Annotated in this window: 13 protein-coding genes; 4 read left to right on the plus strand and 9 right to left on the minus strand. The window is 63.2% G+C overall.

Going from position 1 to position 15,131, the window contains the following annotated elements:
• Positions 1-192: 192 nt before the first annotated feature.
• Both JMY29_RS15730 and JMY29_RS15735 read left to right on the plus strand, forming a co-directional pair.
• Positions 193-1,011 carry an HAD family hydrolase gene (locus JMY29_RS15730; protein ID WP_018776983.1) on the plus strand — a complete coding sequence of 273 codons (819 nt, stop codon included), beginning with the start codon at positions 193-195 and terminating at the stop codon, positions 1,009-1,011.
• Between the two features lie 157 nt (positions 1,012-1,168).
• Positions 1,169-2,134 (plus strand): DUF559 domain-containing protein, encoded by a 966-nt coding sequence (locus JMY29_RS15735; RefSeq protein ID WP_189075390.1) that lies wholly within the window; start codon positions 1,169-1,171, stop codon positions 2,132-2,134.
• Positions 2,135-2,365: 231 nt separating this feature from the next.
• On the opposite strand, the gene JMY29_RS15740 is transcribed toward JMY29_RS15735, so the two are convergent.
• The 4 genes from JMY29_RS15740 to JMY29_RS15755 all read right to left on the minus strand — a co-directional run bounded on the left by JMY29_RS15740 (position 2,366) and on the right by JMY29_RS15755 (position 5,368).
• Positions 2,366-2,464, minus strand: a complete 99-nt coding sequence (locus JMY29_RS15740; protein ID WP_003792170.1) for a 30S ribosomal protein bS22 — start codon at positions 2,462-2,464, stop codon at positions 2,366-2,368.
• 164 nt (positions 2,465-2,628) lie between these two features.
• Positions 2,629-2,841, minus strand: a complete 213-nt coding sequence (locus tag JMY29_RS15745; protein ID WP_017199160.1) for a helix-turn-helix domain-containing protein — start codon at positions 2,839-2,841, stop codon at positions 2,629-2,631.
• A gap of 139 nt (positions 2,842-2,980) precedes the next feature.
• Positions 2,981-4,129: a 3-deoxy-7-phosphoheptulonate synthase gene (locus tag JMY29_RS15750; RefSeq protein WP_039242783.1), complete on the minus strand. Its 1,149-nt coding sequence runs from the start codon at positions 4,127-4,129 to the stop codon at positions 2,981-2,983.
• A 219-nt stretch (positions 4,130-4,348) separates the two neighbouring features.
• Positions 4,349-5,368 carry an acetylxylan esterase gene (locus JMY29_RS15755; protein ID WP_189075391.1) on the minus strand — a complete coding sequence of 340 codons (1,020 nt, stop codon included), beginning with the start codon at positions 5,366-5,368 and terminating at the stop codon, positions 4,349-4,351.
• Between the two features lie 211 nt (positions 5,369-5,579).
• Between JMY29_RS15755 and JMY29_RS15760 the strand changes: the two genes are divergently transcribed.
• On the plus strand, positions 5,580-7,658 hold the full coding sequence (locus tag JMY29_RS15760) for a DUF6807 family protein (RefSeq protein ID WP_374757491.1): 2,079 nt from the start codon (positions 5,580-5,582) through the stop codon (positions 7,656-7,658).
• On the opposite strand, the gene JMY29_RS15765 is transcribed toward JMY29_RS15760, so the two are convergent.
• The 5 genes from JMY29_RS15765 to JMY29_RS15785 form a co-directional block, all read right to left on the minus strand.
• Complete coding sequence (locus JMY29_RS15765) at positions 7,609-8,910, minus strand: MFS transporter (RefSeq protein WP_189075392.1); 1,302 nt, start codon at positions 8,908-8,910, stop codon at positions 7,609-7,611. The genes JMY29_RS15760 and JMY29_RS15765 overlap by 50 nt on opposite strands.
• A gap of 96 nt (positions 8,911-9,006) precedes the next feature.
• Positions 9,007-9,657 (minus strand): Poxvirus protein I5, encoded by a 651-nt coding sequence (locus JMY29_RS15770; protein ID WP_374757492.1) that lies wholly within the window; start codon positions 9,655-9,657, stop codon positions 9,007-9,009.
• 13 nt (positions 9,658-9,670) lie between these two features.
• The gene (locus JMY29_RS15775; RefSeq protein WP_018776990.1) at positions 9,671-10,588 is read right to left on the minus strand and encodes a carbohydrate ABC transporter permease; all 918 of its coding nucleotides are present in this window, start codon (positions 10,586-10,588) and stop codon (positions 9,671-9,673) included.
• Complete coding sequence (locus JMY29_RS15780; protein ID WP_018776991.1) at positions 10,585-11,535, minus strand: carbohydrate ABC transporter permease; 951 nt, start codon at positions 11,533-11,535, stop codon at positions 10,585-10,587. Before JMY29_RS15780 ends, JMY29_RS15775 begins: the two co-directional genes overlap by 4 nt.
• A 50-nt stretch (positions 11,536-11,585) precedes the next feature.
• Complete coding sequence (locus JMY29_RS15785; RefSeq protein WP_189075393.1) at positions 11,586-12,875, minus strand: ABC transporter substrate-binding protein; 1,290 nt, start codon at positions 12,873-12,875, stop codon at positions 11,586-11,588.
• Between the two features lie 194 nt (positions 12,876-13,069).
• Here JMY29_RS15785 and JMY29_RS15790 point away from each other — a divergent pair, with 194 nt between their 5' ends.
• On the plus strand, positions 13,070-15,088 hold the full coding sequence (locus JMY29_RS15790; RefSeq protein ID WP_189075394.1) for a beta-galactosidase: 2,019 nt from the start codon (positions 13,070-13,072) through the stop codon (positions 15,086-15,088).
• Positions 15,089-15,131 lie beyond the last annotated feature (43 nt).

The following is a 15,131-nucleotide window of genomic DNA, read 5'->3' on the forward strand; positions in this document are numbered from 1 at the left end:
CGGTAACCGCCCCGCGATCCTCCCTCACACCCCACCCCCTTCAACCCCACCCTCCCTCACACCCCACCCCCTTCAACCCCACCCTCCCTCACACCCCACCCCCTTCAACCCCACCCTCCCTCACACCCCACCGGTAAGGGCGTTCGAGTGCGCCCTCAACGCGGGGTACTCGCCATTGACTAGACTCAAGGCATGCCCGAGGAGAAGAACGTCGCCGTTGCCGCTGCTGCCCAAGCGCAGAAGCACAGCGGCGAAGCTGCTTTCTTCGACGTCGACAACACGTTGATGAAGGGTGCGAGCCTCTTCCACGTCGCACGCAAAATGTATGAACGCAAAGCTTTTACCTTGCCGCAAGCGGCCGGGTTCGCCTGGAAGCAATTTAAGTTCGTGATGCGCGGCGAGAACATGGAGGACGTCCATGCCGTTCGCGACTCGGCCTTGACCCTGGCGGCCGGCATCACCGTAGATGACATCAAAGCCCTGGGCGAAGAGGTCTACGACGAAATGATCGAGTCCCGGATTTGGCCCGGAACGAAGGCTCTCGCAGAGCAACATCTCAGGGTGGGCCGTAAGGTCTGGCTGGTGACGGCGACGCCGATCGAGGTTGCCACCGTAATTTCCACCCGGCTCGGGCTCACCGGTGCATTGGGGACCGTGGGTGAAGTGCATGAGGGCATGTACACGGGGAAATTGGTCGGAGACATCCTGCACGGACCGGCCAAGGCGGTCGCCGTGCAGTTGGTCGCCGACCGGGAGGGCCTGGATCTGGACCACTGCTGGGCCTACAGCGATTCCGCCAACGACATCCCGCTTTTGACAATGGTGGGGCACCCCGTCGTCATCAATCCTGACGCCAAGCTGCGACGCCATGCCCGCGACAACAACTGGCCCGTATACGACTTCCGGTCCGGCCGACGCGCGGCAACCCTCGGCCTCAAAGCCGCCACCGTCGGAGGGGCGATCTACGGCCTGTGGCGCGGCTTCTCACGATTCCGCGGCCCCCGCCTCTAGCGTCGCCAAACCCTCCCTCACATCCCCACTGCTTGAACCAAACCCTCCCTCACATCCCCACTGCTTGAACCAAACCCTCCCTCACATCCCCTCATGAGGGCAGACCCGCCTGTGGATAACTTCTGCGCTCACAGCCGGATCCGGGTAACAATGCCGTATGCAGATACCGAAACCCGTTCCGTCCCAACTGGGATCCGCTCCGTTCACTCTTGACGAGGCCAAGGCTGCCGGCCTCGCGCATCGCAATCTCTGGAACCGCGTCAGCATTGAAGCAGTGAGTAAAGGTATCTACCGGCCATCGGATTGGGACTTCGACCTTGAAGCAGCTGCCCGATCGCTCTCGGTCGCGAGTCCAGGCGCCTGGATTTCGCATGTCACTGCCGCCCGGCTGCACGGCTTGCCGCTCCCTCCGTGGCTCGCCGATTCCAATGAGCTGCACCTGAGCAAGCCTCGAAATCTGCCGGCAGTGCGGCGAAAGGGCGTCTCCGGGCATAGCGTCGTAGTGGCGGAGAGCGAGGTCGAGTTGGTCCGAGGGTTTTGGATCAGCACCCGGTCCCGGACCTGGCTGGATTTGGCCCGCATATTGCCGTTGAAGGAACTCGTCTGCGTCGGAGACCAACTCATCCGCGTACCCAGGCCCGAATTTGAACAACGGGACACAGCGTTTGCAACCATTGCATCCCTCCGCTCGATGGTGGAGCTCCACAAGAACCTTCAAGGTGTTGTGCGGGCTCGGGAAGCGATCGACCTGATGCGGGTAGGCGCTGACTCAGCCCCCGAGTCGCTGCTTCGTCTTGCGATGCTTGACGACGGTCTTCCGGAACCCGAACTGCAACTTCGGCTCCGGCCGGCCGATCCCCTTTCCCCTTCTGCCGACCTCGGTTACCGGGAGCGTCGGATCGCTATCCAGTACGACGGCGGCCATCACCTCGCGGAGGAGCAGATCTTTAGCGATCGGCGCAGGGATAAAGCGTTCGGGGCTGCCGGGTGGACGGTTCTCATCTTCGGGAAGGACGACCTCGCAGACAATTTCGCAAACGCTACCCGGCAGATAAAGAGGGCGTTGCGGCAAGGATGGGTAGACCCCGCAGTCCGTTCCGGCTTCGCACGGCCCCGGACGTGAGCAAGCATCACCACCAAACCTGCGGAACGTGAGCAAGCGCCACACCCAAACCCACGGAACGTGAGCAAGCGCCACACCCAAACCCACGGAACGTGAGCAAGCGCCACACCCAAACCCACGGAACGTGAGCAAGCGTCACACCCAAACCCGCGGAACGTGAGCAAGCGTCAGGGATGCAAAAATGCCCGCCACCTCGAGAGGCAACGGGCATTCACGCTTGATGAAGTATCTCTACTTCTTATTGCGGCGCTGGTGGCGAGTCTTGCGAAGCAGCTTGCGGTGCTTCTTCTTGGCCATACGCTTGCGGCGCTTCTTAATAACTGAACCCACGAAAGTTCCTTACAAACTAGAAGTTCCTGTCTGTTGGAACACATCCGCGGAAGCAGACAAGTACAACTGACAGATTCTTACATTGACGTAAAACGTTCCTTAACAGAGTACCGCTTCAAAGGGGTACCCCATGACCACGGTCCGTTGGACGGACCCCGGCAGCCTCAGGCGGTCTCGGATTGTCCGTCAACCACAGCACCTTTGAGGTACTGGGCCACGGCTTCTTCGGGGACCCGGAAGGAGCGGCCAAACCTGACGGCCGGCATTTCCCCTGAGTGGACCAGGCGGTACACGGTCATTTTGGAAACACGCAAGACGTCGGCCACTTCAGCCACCGTCATGAATCGCGCATTCGAGAAGTTGGTCTCCGCGGACATTTCCCATATTCCTTTGCTCTCAGCCGACTAGGACACCCCCAGGAAACGGTGTGACGATGCTGAGCCATCAAACAACCATGTGCTAGATACTCTAGAGGCTGATGGGGCCTATGTGAAAGCCTTTCGACGAAGTGGGATACTACTCCCCCGAGACTTCCCGGCGCTTCCGGGCTGAGGCCGCGAGCTGCTCCAGCACCGAAGCGGTGACATCCCATTCCATGCAGGCATCAGTAACGCTCTGGCCGTACACGAGCTCCTGTTCACCGGCCAACTGCTTGGCAACATCCAGGTTCTGCGCACCGCCCACCAGGAAGCTCTCCAGCATGATGCCGGCAATCGGGGAGGAAGCACCTGCTTCGAGCTGGGCTCCGATCTCCAGGGCAACCTCTGCCTGGCGGTGGTGGCTCTTGCCGCTGTTGGCATGGCTCGCATCAACGATCAAGCGCGGGTTGAGTCCCTTGGCCGCCAGTTTGGCGGAAGCCGCTGCTACATCGTCCTGCGAGTAGTTCGGTCCCTTGCGTCCGCCGCGGAGAATCACGTGCGTGTCCGGATTGCCGGAGGTCGCCACGAGGGCCGCCCGGCCGTCGTCGTCGATTCCCAGGAAGGCCTGTTCAGCGGCCGAGGCGCCGCAAGCGTCGATGGCAACCTGGAGGTCGCCGTCGGTACCGTTCTTGAAGCCGATCGGCATGGACAGGCCCGAGGCGAGCTGGCGGTGGATTTGGCTCTCGGTGGTGCGGGCACCGATGGCACCCCACGAGACCAGGTCAGCCATGTACTGCGGGCTGATGGGCTCCAGGAATTCGGTGGCTGTGGGCAGGCCCAGGGCGGTGACCTGCTTGAGGAAACCGCGGGCGGCACGAAGGCCTGCAGCGATGTCGTGGCTGCCATCCAGGTGGGGATCGTTGATGAGCCCCTTCCATCCGACGGTGGTGCGCGGCTTTTCGAAGTACGTACGCATCACGATCAGCAGGTCTTCCTTGTGCTTCTCGGCCTGGCTGACCAAGCGGCGGGCGTATTCAAGTCCGGCTTTGGGATCGTGGATGGAGCAGGGTCCCACGATCACCAGCAGGCGGTCGTCGACCCCGTCCATGATGGCGCGGACCTGGTCACGGCCACGGTCGACGACGGCTGCTGAGCGGGCGTCCAGCGGCAACTCGGCGATGAGGTCCTGCGGGGCCGGAAGCGGCTCGAAGCGGGCAACCCGCAGGTTGGAGGTGGCGGGCTGCGCGGCGTCCGTTGCGGCTGCGGAATCGAGCGCTTCGATGGATTCGGGGGCGGTGCTGGTCATGTCTGGGTCCTGTCCGGGATACGGAGCGGGCCCCTTTTCAGAACCCGCCGGATATGGCGAAGGGCAGAGAATCATCTCTGCCCTGTTGGCTCTGAAGGAAAGTTGGATGCGTGTCAGTTAGACGCGGGCCCCTCCAGAGCCAACGAAAAATACGCATACCAACGGTTTGTCATAGCCACACCATAACCGCGCCCGATCAAACCCGGCAAATCGTGTTCATCATGATGACAAAAGTTTGCGCAGGAACTGCAACTGCTTGATCCAGTGGTGTTCCTGGCCGCCTTCATGGTTGTTGAAGCGGTACACCTCGATGTCCTTGGCGGGCTCGCTGCCCTTGGCCCGGGAATCAGTGCCGTAGTTGTTGTAGCTCGCGAACACCGTGGACGGCGGGCAGATATCGTCCATTTGGGCTGCTGAGAACAGCGCCGGGACGCTTGCCGCCCGGCCAAGGTGGACGCCGTCGAAGTAGTTGAGCACCGCCAGCATGGGCTCGTAACGGTCGCGGTGGCGGCCCAGGAAACCGGCGATCTCCGGGTACGGACCACGCGGGGCGATGTCGATGGCGCGCGGGAAGTCCTGTAGGAAGGGGACGTCGGGCAGCGTGGCTATGACGCCGTCGAGCCTTCCGGCCGTCAGCCCGGCAGCCGCCACAGTGATGCCGCCGCCCTGGCTTATGCCGGTGAGGACCACCGCGGAAGGGTCGACGGCGGGATGGTTCTGTGCCGCCTCTACCGCGCGGAAGGCGTCGACGTAGACCCGGCGGAAGTAGTAGTTGTCCTGGTGGTCGGCACCGCGGGTCATCAGGCCCGCATAGTTGACCTCGCCCGCTGAGGGGTGGGGATCCGGGGTATCCCCGGCGACACCCCCGTAGCCCTGCCCGCGGATGTCCATGATGAAGTGCGCATAGCCGGCCTGCGCCCAGCGGGTGTTCTGGTTGACCAGGCCGCGACCGCCCGAGTAGCCGATGTATTCCACCGCGACCGGTAGCTGCTGCCCGGCCTCGAGGTGGGCGGGCACGTGCAGCCAGCCCTTGATCCGGTCTCCCCCGAAGCCGGAGAACGTGACATCGAACGTGTCGATGACGCTGAGGTAGTTGTCCACCGGTTCGAACACTGCATCGAGCGGAACCGTGCGGGCTTCGGCGATGGTCCGGTCCCAGAATTGATCCAGGTCGGCCGGCGGGAGCGCTGGTGAGACGTACTCGCGGAGTTGCTCGAGGGGGAGGTCAAAGAGAGGCATGAGGACATCCTACGTCATGGTTTTGAGGGCGACGCCACCGGGCAAAGCCGACTTTTTTGAATCGTTACATTTCTACGTACACCGCGCTACACTGATCTGTAACTACCATTGGAAAGCGCTTGCTAAGTAGAGTCTTAGCCAGCACAGTACACCGTAAAGACTCCGACGACGACGTCACGCGCCTTCGTTGCAGCCCCAGCAGAGGAGAGCCATGGACACCCCATCTTTCGAGCCCGCCATGGGTTCGAGGCCCTTGCAGAGCACATCGGGAACCACGCCGGTACGGGCACGGGTTGCTTTGGTAGGAGTCCATGGATTCGGCACTCACCACCTCCACAACCTTGAGCGGCTCGCCGCCGATGGAATGGTGGAACTTGTTGCGGTGGCAGACCCCAATCCCCCTGCTGCAGGAGGCCTGCCGGGTACCACGGCGGTCCACAGCACACTGGATGAACTGCTTGCCGCGGACCACCGCCCGGACATCATCATCGTGGCAACACCCATCCAGACCCACGCACCCCTGGCACTGTCCGTACTGGCCTCCCATGCGGACCTCTACCTGGAAAAGCCCCCTGTGGCGTCCATGGCGGATTTCCTGCGGCTCCAGGAAGCGGCATCCGCCACCGGCCGGAGTGTCCAAGTGGGGTTCCAAAGCCTTGGCTCGCACGCCCTGGCCGCACTGGAACAACTGGCGGTCGGCAACTCCACGGCGGACTTCCCCGGCATTGGCACCCTCAAGGGAATCACGGCGACCGGGCGTTGGGTCCGGGACCGGGCCTACTACAAACGCTCGCGCTGGGCCGGAAAGCGCAGCCTGGACGGCGTCGACGTGGTGGACGGCGTGGCTACCAACCCCTTGGCCCATGCGATCGCGACGGCCCTGCGCATCGCCGGGGCACGCGAACCACTTGACCTGGCCTCGGTGGAAACCGACCTGTACCGCGCGAACGACATTGAAGCCGACGACACCTCCGTGATCCGCCTCCGGACCGCCAGCGGCCTACCGATAACCTGCGCCCTCACCCTCTGCTCGGCCGAATCAGTGGAACCATACATCACCCTGCAGGGCACTAATGGAACAGCTGTCTTCCACTACACCGAGGACCGCGTGGCCGTCACCACGGAGGCGGGCGAAAGCAGCCGTGTCTTCGGGCGCGACGACCTCACCGGGAACCTGATAGAGCACCTGGCCACCGGCGTACCGCTGATCAGTCCACTCCAGCACAGCGGTGCGTTCATGCGTGTTGTGGAAGCCATCCGCACTGCGGAACCGCCCCAGCCGATCTCGCCGGACTTCGTGGAGTGGGTGGGTACAGGCCAGCAGGCCCATGCAGTGATTCCGGGCATCCAGGACGCCGTGGAACGTGCGACGCATGCCCACGCAACCTTCGCCGAATTGGGCCTACCCTGGGCACGACAGGCAACGACGAACACCGAACCGCTGTTCGCGAACGGACCGTCCGACACCGTCCTTCGGAACGGGAGTGGCCTCGAATCCTGGCTCTCGCCCCGCCCTTACCTGCACCCCGTCAGCACCCCGTCCGGGACAGTGGTGACGGACCATCTTCCGTCGGACCACGTCTGGCACCTAGGGGCTGGTTTCGCGCTGCAGGACGTCAACGGGAGCAATTTCTGGGGAGGTCGAAGCTACCGGCGGAGCGCCGGAAAGTACGTGGACCTGATGGACCACGGCCGGATCGAGATCGCCGCTGCTGCCCGCGCTGCCGACCACACCGCCTTGGACCTCGACTGGTTCGGTTCGGACGGCAGCCTCCTCCTCCAGGAACGCCGGACCTTCGAACGGACCGCCATCACCGCCCGCACGTGGCGACTGGACATCCGGACCCGGCTCACCGCCGTCGTCGACGCCTCGCTGGGGAGCCCGGGATCGCATGGTGCCCCCGGCAGCGGCTACGGCGGATTCTTTTGGCGGCTTCCGGCAAACGCCTCGCCGCGCGTCTTTTCCTCCACAGCCGACGGCGAATCCGCCGTGCACGGCTCGGTTTCGCCCTGGTTGGCCTGGACGGGAGAGTTCGACGCCGGCCCTGCCACCTTGGTGTTCGCCGCACCCCGGGAGTCGGCGGACCCATGGTTCGTCAGGTGCGGGGGCTACCCGGCCGTTGGCTCGGCTCTGGCCTGGGATGAGTCCGTCGAGTTGGCTGCCGGTGAGACGCTGACGCGGACCAACTCCGTCTGGATCAGTGACGGCTTGCTGGATCTGCGGGAGATCGACGACTTGGTTACGGCTGGACGCGACGACGCCCTGAGCCCCACATCAGGAGGCCAATGACCACGGCGGAGGCCATGCCCAGGGCACCGGTCACCACCAGACCGGTCCGCACATCGAAGTCTTCGGTGAGCCACCCCGCGAGCAGCCCGCCCAACGCATGGCCACCCAGGAGCAGCGGAAAGTAGAGCGCCAGGACCCGGCCCCGGACATGCGCGCCGGCTTCAAGCTGCACGGCAGTGGCCGCGCTGGTGAGGAAGACGAGCGTCATGAAGCCAACCACCACGAGCATGGCCACGAACCATTCCTGCGTTGGCATCACGGCGGCAATCGCTTGTGTCAACCCAAAAAGGCCTGCGCTGGCCACGATTCCTTTCCGGCCAAAGCGCTTGATCCGGGTAGCCACCAGCGCCCCGGCCAACGCGCCGAGGGCACTGACGGTGTTGAACAAACCGAAGCCTGCGGGACCGCCGTGCCAGACCCGGTCGGCGAAGGCGGCCAGAACCACAGGACCGTTCATTCCGAAGGCACCCAGCAAGCCTGCCAGCAGCATGGTGAGGAGGAGTCGTGGGCGGGCACGGACGAAGTGGAATCCAGCCAATACCCGGCCTTTTCGCACCGTAGGATCAGGCACCACCGGCGAGTGATGGAGTTCCCCGGGCCTGATGGCTGCGGTCATCACCAGGACCGCTACGCCAAGGCAGGCATTGGCCGCGAACGCCGCCGCCGGGCCTGCCTGGGCAATGACAACGCCTGCCAGCGCGGGTCCGGCCATGGCCCCCAGTTGGCCGATGGCGCTGTTCAGTCCGATGGCCGCCGGCAACCCGGCGTCGCCCACCACTTCGTTGACGAAAACCTGCCGTGCGGGGCCGTCAATGGCGCTGGTTACTCCCAGTGCGATGCACGCGGCGTAGACAACCCAGACGTCGCTGCCTCCCATCGCGTTCCAGACAGCGAGCCCGGCAGCCAGGACGGCGGCCACCGATTGGCAAACAACGAGAATGCGGCGTTTGGGGAATAGGTCCACCAGGACACCGCTGACCGGGCCCACCACCAGCATGGGCAGGAATTGGAGCGCGACGGCAAGACCCACGGCGGCCGGGCTGCCCGTGAGCTGGAGAACCAGCCAGTCCTGGGCCAAACGCTGCATCCAGACCCCGCCGCTGCCCACCAATGAGAGGGCCACAAAGATCCGGTAGTTGTGGTGCCGCAACGGATAGTGCCAGGTCTCGACCGAGCGGGCCCGTGGGCTTGCAGGCTGAGTGGGGGTGGATCGACGTGGAAAAAGGCGCGGTGGAAAGGGGCGCGGCGACACTGGGGGTCTGCTCGATTCAGCTGGGTCGGTGGGGAGTTTTTGTACAGCTGATGCCTTTAAGAAGGCTTCTTTAGGGCATCAGCTGTACAAAAACTCCTAGTGGTGGGAGCGGATTTTGACGGCCGCAGCGGCCAGGACCAGGGTTCCGGGGACAATGACGAACAAGGCTTGCAACATCCAGACGAACACCACTGCCATGAACACGGCCGCGAGCAGCAGCAGTGAGCCGCTCCAGTCACGGAGCGAATCAGCCTTGGCGCTGGAGTAGGCAGCAGACCAGCGCTGTGGTCCGGGGACATCGGCGGGGTGCCGGTCGGCGTCGCCGTCCCAGGTCACTCCCCCGCTCCAATTTGCGACGATCCGAAGGAACAGCACGGCGCCGGCCGCAGCCAGGATCAGCGTGGCGGGCAGGATGACTGCCCGGCCGGGCAGTTGGCCCACCAGGGCGAGCAGCAGGTTCAGGACAATCACGACGGCGGCTGCCGCCGTCGTGATTCCGATCTTCCAGCTGCCGGGCAGCGCACGGCGGAAATTCCCCCACAGGCTGCGGAGCGAATCGTCCCTGCCGCTGAGGTGCCTCTCCAGGTGTGCGACGCCGGCCGCATAGGCAGCCGGCGCCGTCACCAAGGGGATGGACAGGAGGAGCACGATGACTCCCGCCAGGATGGTCTCGGCGAAGAGGGCAAAGCGGTTGACCGGAATCCCGGGCTTCGGCGAGGACTTGCCAGTGGCGTCCATGGTGCTCATTTCTGTCTCTCCCCTAGCCTTTGAGGCCTTGTGTTGAAACGCCTTCGACGATGTAGCGCTGGAAGACCAGGAAGAACACCAGCACGGGCAGGAGGGCCAGGACCGACATGGCGATCATCGCTCCGTAGTCCGATGACTGGGTCTGGTCCACAAAGAGCCGCAATGCCAACGGCAGCGGGTACTTCTCGGGGGTGTTCAAGTAGAGCAGCGGCCCCAGGAAGTCGTTCCAGCTCCAGATGAAGGAGAAGATCGACGTGGAAATCAGGGCCGGTTTCATGAGCGGGAGCATGATGGAACCGAAGATGCGGACGTGTCCTGCGCCGTCGATACGCGCTGCTTCGTCCAGTTCGGCCGGCAGTCCGCGCATGAACTGGACCATGAGGAACACGAAGAACGCATCCGCTGCCAGGAACTTGCCGATCAGCAAGGGCACGTAGGTGTCTACGAGGCCCAGCTGCTGGAACACGATGTACTGCGGAATGATCACCACGTGGAAAGGCAGTAGCAGGGTGGCGATCATCATGCCGAAGAACAGTCCGCGGCCGGGGAAGTTGATCCGGGCGAAGGCGTAGGCGGAGATGGACGCTGAAAGGACCGTTCCAACCACGGCGCCGACGGCCAGGATCAGCGAGTTGGTGAAGAACGTCAGTGTGGAGACCCCGCCGATGCCTTCCATGGCCGTGGCGAAGTTGTCGAAGCTGAAGTTGTTCGACCACAACGCGTTGTTCGCGCCGCCGATTTCGGAGTTCGGTTTGAAGGCGGAAGTGATCATCCACAGGGCAGGGTAGAGAACCATGGCCACCAGTGCCAGGGCAATAATGTGGAAGATGGCGCTCTTGATCCGCTTGGCCATGACGGATTCGGACTTCGGGTTGTAGGCCGGCGCCGGAGTGCTTGGCGTGGACTGGATGGGCGTTGCCGTGGTTGTCATTTTGAATCACCGCTGTAGTGGACCCAGGACTTGGAGGTCTTGAAGAAGATCAGCGTTATGATGCCGACCACGATCACCAGGAGCCAGGCCATCGCCGAGGCGTAACCCATCCGGAAATCGGAGAAACCGCGCAAGTACAGGTAAAGGGTGTAGAAGAGGGTGGATCCTGCCGGGCCGCCTTCACCGTTGGAGATGATATAGGCCGAGGCGAAGATCTGGAACGCGTGGATGGTTTCCATCAGGAGGTTGAAGAAAATCACCGGGGACAGCATGGGCCAGGTGATGTTCAGGAACTTCCGGACCGGTCCGGCGCCGTCCATTGACGCTGCTTCGTAAAGGTCCGTGGGGATCTGCTTGAGGCCGGCGAGGAAGATCACCATGGGGGCGCCGAACTGCCACACGGTCAGCAGGATCATCATGCCCATGGTCATGTTGGGGTTGCCCACCCAGCCACCGAGGTTGATTCCGAAGAAGGACAGTCCCTGGTCCACGGGGCCGGAATCGCCGAACATGGCCTTCCAGACGATTGCGATGGACACCGATGCGCCGATCAGGGACGGGGCGTAGAACGCGGACCGGTAGAAACCCTGGCCCTTGCGTTTGCTGTTGAGCAGCATCGCGATGGCCAACGCCGCCGCGAGCTTCAGCGGGGTACCGAAGACAACGTATTGCAGGGTCACACCTACCGACTGCAGGAAGCGTTCGTCCTGGAAGAGGGTGGTGTAGTTATCGAAGCCGATCCATTTGGGGGCATCAAAGAGGTTGTAGTTGGTGAAGGAAAGGTACAGCGAGGAAATCATCGGTCCTACGGTCAAGGCGATGAATCCCAGCAGCCAGGGCAGCAGGAAGGTGTAGCCGGCGCGGGCGTCCGCCCCGCGCCGCCGCGACTTGCGCGGCTGCGAGGGAGCGGAGGCGGTGCGCCTGCTCAGGGTTGGGCTTTGAGTCACGAGATCAGTCCGTCAGTTGGGAAGCCAGGATCAGACACGGAAGGTCTGGATCAGGCGTTCTGCTTGATGAGGTCTTCGGCTTCCCTGAACCACGCATCCACTGCGCCGTCCACGGTGAGCTTTCCGTAGTTCAGGTCCTGGGTGACCCGCTTGAACGTGGACTCGAGGGTGCCGAAACCAACGATGGGCGGCTCCGGTGCGTCCTTCAGGTACTTTTCAATGGACTTCTCGTAATCGACGACGAGCTTGTCGGTGCCTTCGAAGGTGGTTCCGTCGCGCTGGGTCTTCGACGCCGGTACACCGCGGGAGGTCTTGAAGATCTGGCCGACCTCGGGATCGTTGACCATGAAGTCGATGAAGCGTGCAGCAGCGTCCTTGTACTTGGTCTTCGCGCTGGCCACCATCAACATGGACGGCTTGAGGAACAGGCCCAGGTTGTCCGGATCATCCGATGGGACCGGCACCAGCTTGAGTTCCTTGGCGCCGCTGTCCGCGAGGTACCCGGCCATGAAGTTGTCCCAGGTGACTTCGGTAGCGGTGACATTCGAACCGAACGGGGACTTGGGCAGCAGCTGGGTGGCCTTGTCTTCGCCCACAATCGCACCGGTACCGCGCAGGTCCGCGGTGAGGTTCCACCACTTCTTCAGGTCGTCTTTGGAGAAACCGAGTTTGCCTTCGTCGGTGAAGGCCTTGATGTTGTTCTGCCGCAGCCAGATGTTGAAGTTCCACCAGATGCCCGTGTAGTCGGTGCCGCCGAACAGTGTGCCGTTACCCTTGGCGCCAACCTCAGCCAGGAACGCGTTGAATTCCTTGTAGTTCCAGGAACCGTCCGGCTCCGCAATGCCCAGTGAAGCGAGCTTGGCGGGGTCGTAGTACACCGCGAAGGCGTTGGTGCTGGTGGGGATGCCGTAGGTCTTGCCGCGGATCTGGCCCGACGGAAGGAGGGACTTCTCAAAGGCGTCCGTGTTGATCTTTACGGTGCCCAGGTCCAGGAGCTGGTTCCGCTGCCCGTAATCGCGCAGATAGGACAGGTCCCACTGCATCACATCCGGCAGGCCACCGCCGGCGGCCTCCGTAGCACGCTTCTGCCAGTAGCCCGCGAAGTCCGAGAAGTTGCCGTTGACCTTGATGTCCGGGTTCTTGGACTCAAACAACGCAATGGCCTTGCGGGTGCGTTCGGCACGGTCGTCGTTGCCCCACCAGGTGTAGGTGATGGTGACGGGGTTGTCCGCGGAACCGGTCTGTCCGCTGGACGACGACGACTGGCCACAAGCGGAGAGGAACGCGGCAGATGCAGTGCCGAGAGCCACCGTGGTGAGGAATTTCCTTCTGTCGATCATGAGAGCCTCCTTGCTCAGTTGGTGCAAGCTTTCCGAGTTTCTGCAACGTGGCAGTGATCTCGCTTACACTCGTTCTGAATCGATACAATATCCTCAATGCACCATCTGGGCAAGCGTTTTCCAAAGACAGTGGGTTTCGCCCATTTCCACACACAGCTTCCATCCAAATCCGGCAACCCGAGCAAGGAGTCCCCATGACCTCCCCCGAAACACCCCACCGCCCCGACGTGTGGAGCAGCCTGGACGGCATCGCTTACGGCGGTGACTACAACCCGGAACAGTGGCCCGAGGACGTCCGTTTGGAAGACATCGGACTTATGAAGGAAGCGGGCGTCACCTTCCTCAGCGTCGGGATCTTCTCCTGGGGCCTGCTTGAACCCACCGAGGGCAACTACGATTTCGCCTGGCTGGACGATGTCATGGACAACCTCCACGGAGCCGGCATCAAGGTTGCCCTGGCCACAGCTACCGCATCACCGCCGGCATGGCTGGCCCGCAAGTACCCCGAAATCCTGCCCGTCACGGCGGAAGGAACCAGACTTGAGAGGGGCTCCCGACGCCACTACACGCCGTCGTCCGCCGTGTACCGCAGGTACGCCACCACCATGACGAGGGTCATCGCCGAACGCTATAAAGACCACCCGGCCCTGGCCCTCTGGCACGTGGACAATGAACTCGGCTGCCACGTGGGCGAGTTCCACGGCGAAGAAGACGCAGCCGCGTTCCGGGCCTGGCTCGAGCGGCGGTACGGCTCCATTGAAGAACTCAACGAATCGTGGGGAACGGCCTTCTGGTCCCAGCACTACGCGTCCTTTGACGAGATCATCCCGCCGGGTGCCGCCCCCACCACCCTGAACCCAGGGCAGCAACTTGATTTTGCCCGTTTCAATTCGTGGGTGTTCATCGACTACTACCGCGAACTGCTGGCAGTCATCCGGGAGGTCACACCTGACATTCCGGCCACCACCAACTTCATGGTGTCCAGCGCTACCAAGTCACTGGACTACTTCGACTGGTCCAAAGACATGGACGTCGTGGCAAACGACCACTACCTGGTGGCCGCCGACCCCGAGCGCCACATCGAACTGGCCTTCAGTGCCGATCTCACCCGCGCCGTGGCAGGCGGCGCGCCCTGGATCCTGATGGAGCACTCGACATCAGCGGTCAACTGGCAGCCGCACAACCAGCCCAAAATGCCCGGCGAAATGCTGCGCAACTCCCTCAGCCACGTGGCCCGCGGCGCTGACGCCGTCATGTTCTTCCAGTGGCGGCAAAGCAAAGCCGGATCAGAGAAGTTCCACTCCGCCATGGTCCCCCATGGCGGACGCGAAACCCAGGTGTGGCGGAACGTCGTGGAGCTCGGAGAAGCCCTGTCCAAGCTGGAACCGGTCAAGGGTTCACGGGTGGACTCCAAGGTGGCGATCGTGTTCGACTACGAGGCCTGGTGGGCTTCGGAACTGGACTCGCATCCGAGCAATTCGCTGAAGTATCTGGACACCATGCGGGCCTTCCACCGGGCACTCTACCTGCAGGGAATCAGCACCGACTTCGTCCATCCCGGCGCCGATTTGTCCGGCTACGAGCTGATCCTGGTGTGCACGTTGTACTCCGTGACAGATGCGGCAGCAGCTTCCATCGCCGCAGCCGCGGCAGGTGGAGCCACTGTCCTCATCAGCTACTTCAGCGGCATCGTGGACGAGAGGGACCATGTGCGCCTGGGTGGCTACCCCGGCGCTTTCCGGGATCTCCTGGGAATCCGCAGCGAGGAATTCCACCCGCTGTTCCCCGGCACCACCATCACCCTGAGCGACGGCACTGACGCTTCGGTCTGGAGCGAACACGTCCACGCGGAACCGGCGACACACGTGGAGGCGACGTTCACCGGCTACCCGCTGGAGGGCGTTCCGGCACTGACCCGGCGCAGCGTCGGGACGGGATCGGCGTGGTACCTCGCCACCCTCCCGGACGCCGCCGGGATTGAAGCGCTGACCGCACGACTGGTTGAAGAAGCCGGGGTGAGGCCGGTGACCGAGGCCTCCGTCGGCGTCGAGCTGTCACGCCGGCGGTGCGACGATGGCCGGACCTTCCTGTTTGCCATCAACCACAGCACCGAGGACGCCACCGTCAAGGCCGACGGCGAGGACCTCCTCAGCGGGGCCCGCTTCAGTGGAGTGGTTCCCGCCGGCGCCGTCGCAGTCATCGCCGAAAGCTGACCGGCACGCAAAAAACCGTGCCCCGGACGGATCACGAATGATC

Origin of the sequence: Paenarthrobacter nicotinovorans, from assembly GCF_021919345.1 — a bacterium.
In the GTDB taxonomy this organism is placed as follows: domain Bacteria; phylum Actinomycetota; class Actinomycetes; order Actinomycetales; family Micrococcaceae; genus Arthrobacter; species Arthrobacter nicotinovorans.

What these genes read in the sequence shown, in the direction of transcription:
- JMY29_RS15730 (WP_018776983.1), top strand. Translation starts at nt 193, where the DNA reads ATGCCCGAGGAGAAGAACGTCGCCGTTGCCGCTGCTGCCCAAGCGCAG.
- JMY29_RS15735 (WP_189075390.1), top strand. Translation starts at nt 1,169, where the DNA reads ATGCAGATACCGAAACCCGTTCCGTCCCAACTGGGATCCGCTCCGTTC.
- JMY29_RS15745 (WP_017199160.1), bottom strand. Translation starts at nt 2,841, where the DNA reads ATGTCCGCGGAGACCAACTTCTCGAATGCGCGATTCATGACGGTGGCT.
- JMY29_RS15750 (WP_039242783.1), bottom strand. Translation starts at nt 4,129, where the DNA reads ATGACCAGCACCGCCCCCGAATCCATCGAAGCGCTCGATTCCGCAGCC.
- JMY29_RS15755 (WP_189075391.1), bottom strand. Translation starts at nt 5,368, where the DNA reads ATGCCTCTCTTTGACCTCCCCCTCGAGCAACTCCGCGAGTACGTCTCA.
- JMY29_RS15760 (WP_374757491.1), top strand. Translation starts at nt 5,580, where the DNA reads ATGGACACCCCATCTTTCGAGCCCGCCATGGGTTCGAGGCCCTTGCAG.
- JMY29_RS15770 (WP_374757492.1), bottom strand. Translation starts at nt 9,657, where the DNA reads ATGAGCACCATGGACGCCACTGGCAAGTCCTCGCCGAAGCCCGGGATT.
- JMY29_RS15775 (WP_018776990.1), bottom strand. Translation starts at nt 10,588, where the DNA reads ATGACAACCACGGCAACGCCCATCCAGTCCACGCCAAGCACTCCGGCG.
- JMY29_RS15785 (WP_189075393.1), bottom strand. Translation starts at nt 12,875, where the DNA reads ATGATCGACAGAAGGAAATTCCTCACCACGGTGGCTCTCGGCACTGCA.
- JMY29_RS15790 (WP_189075394.1), top strand. Translation starts at nt 13,070, where the DNA reads ATGACCTCCCCCGAAACACCCCACCGCCCCGACGTGTGGAGCAGCCTG.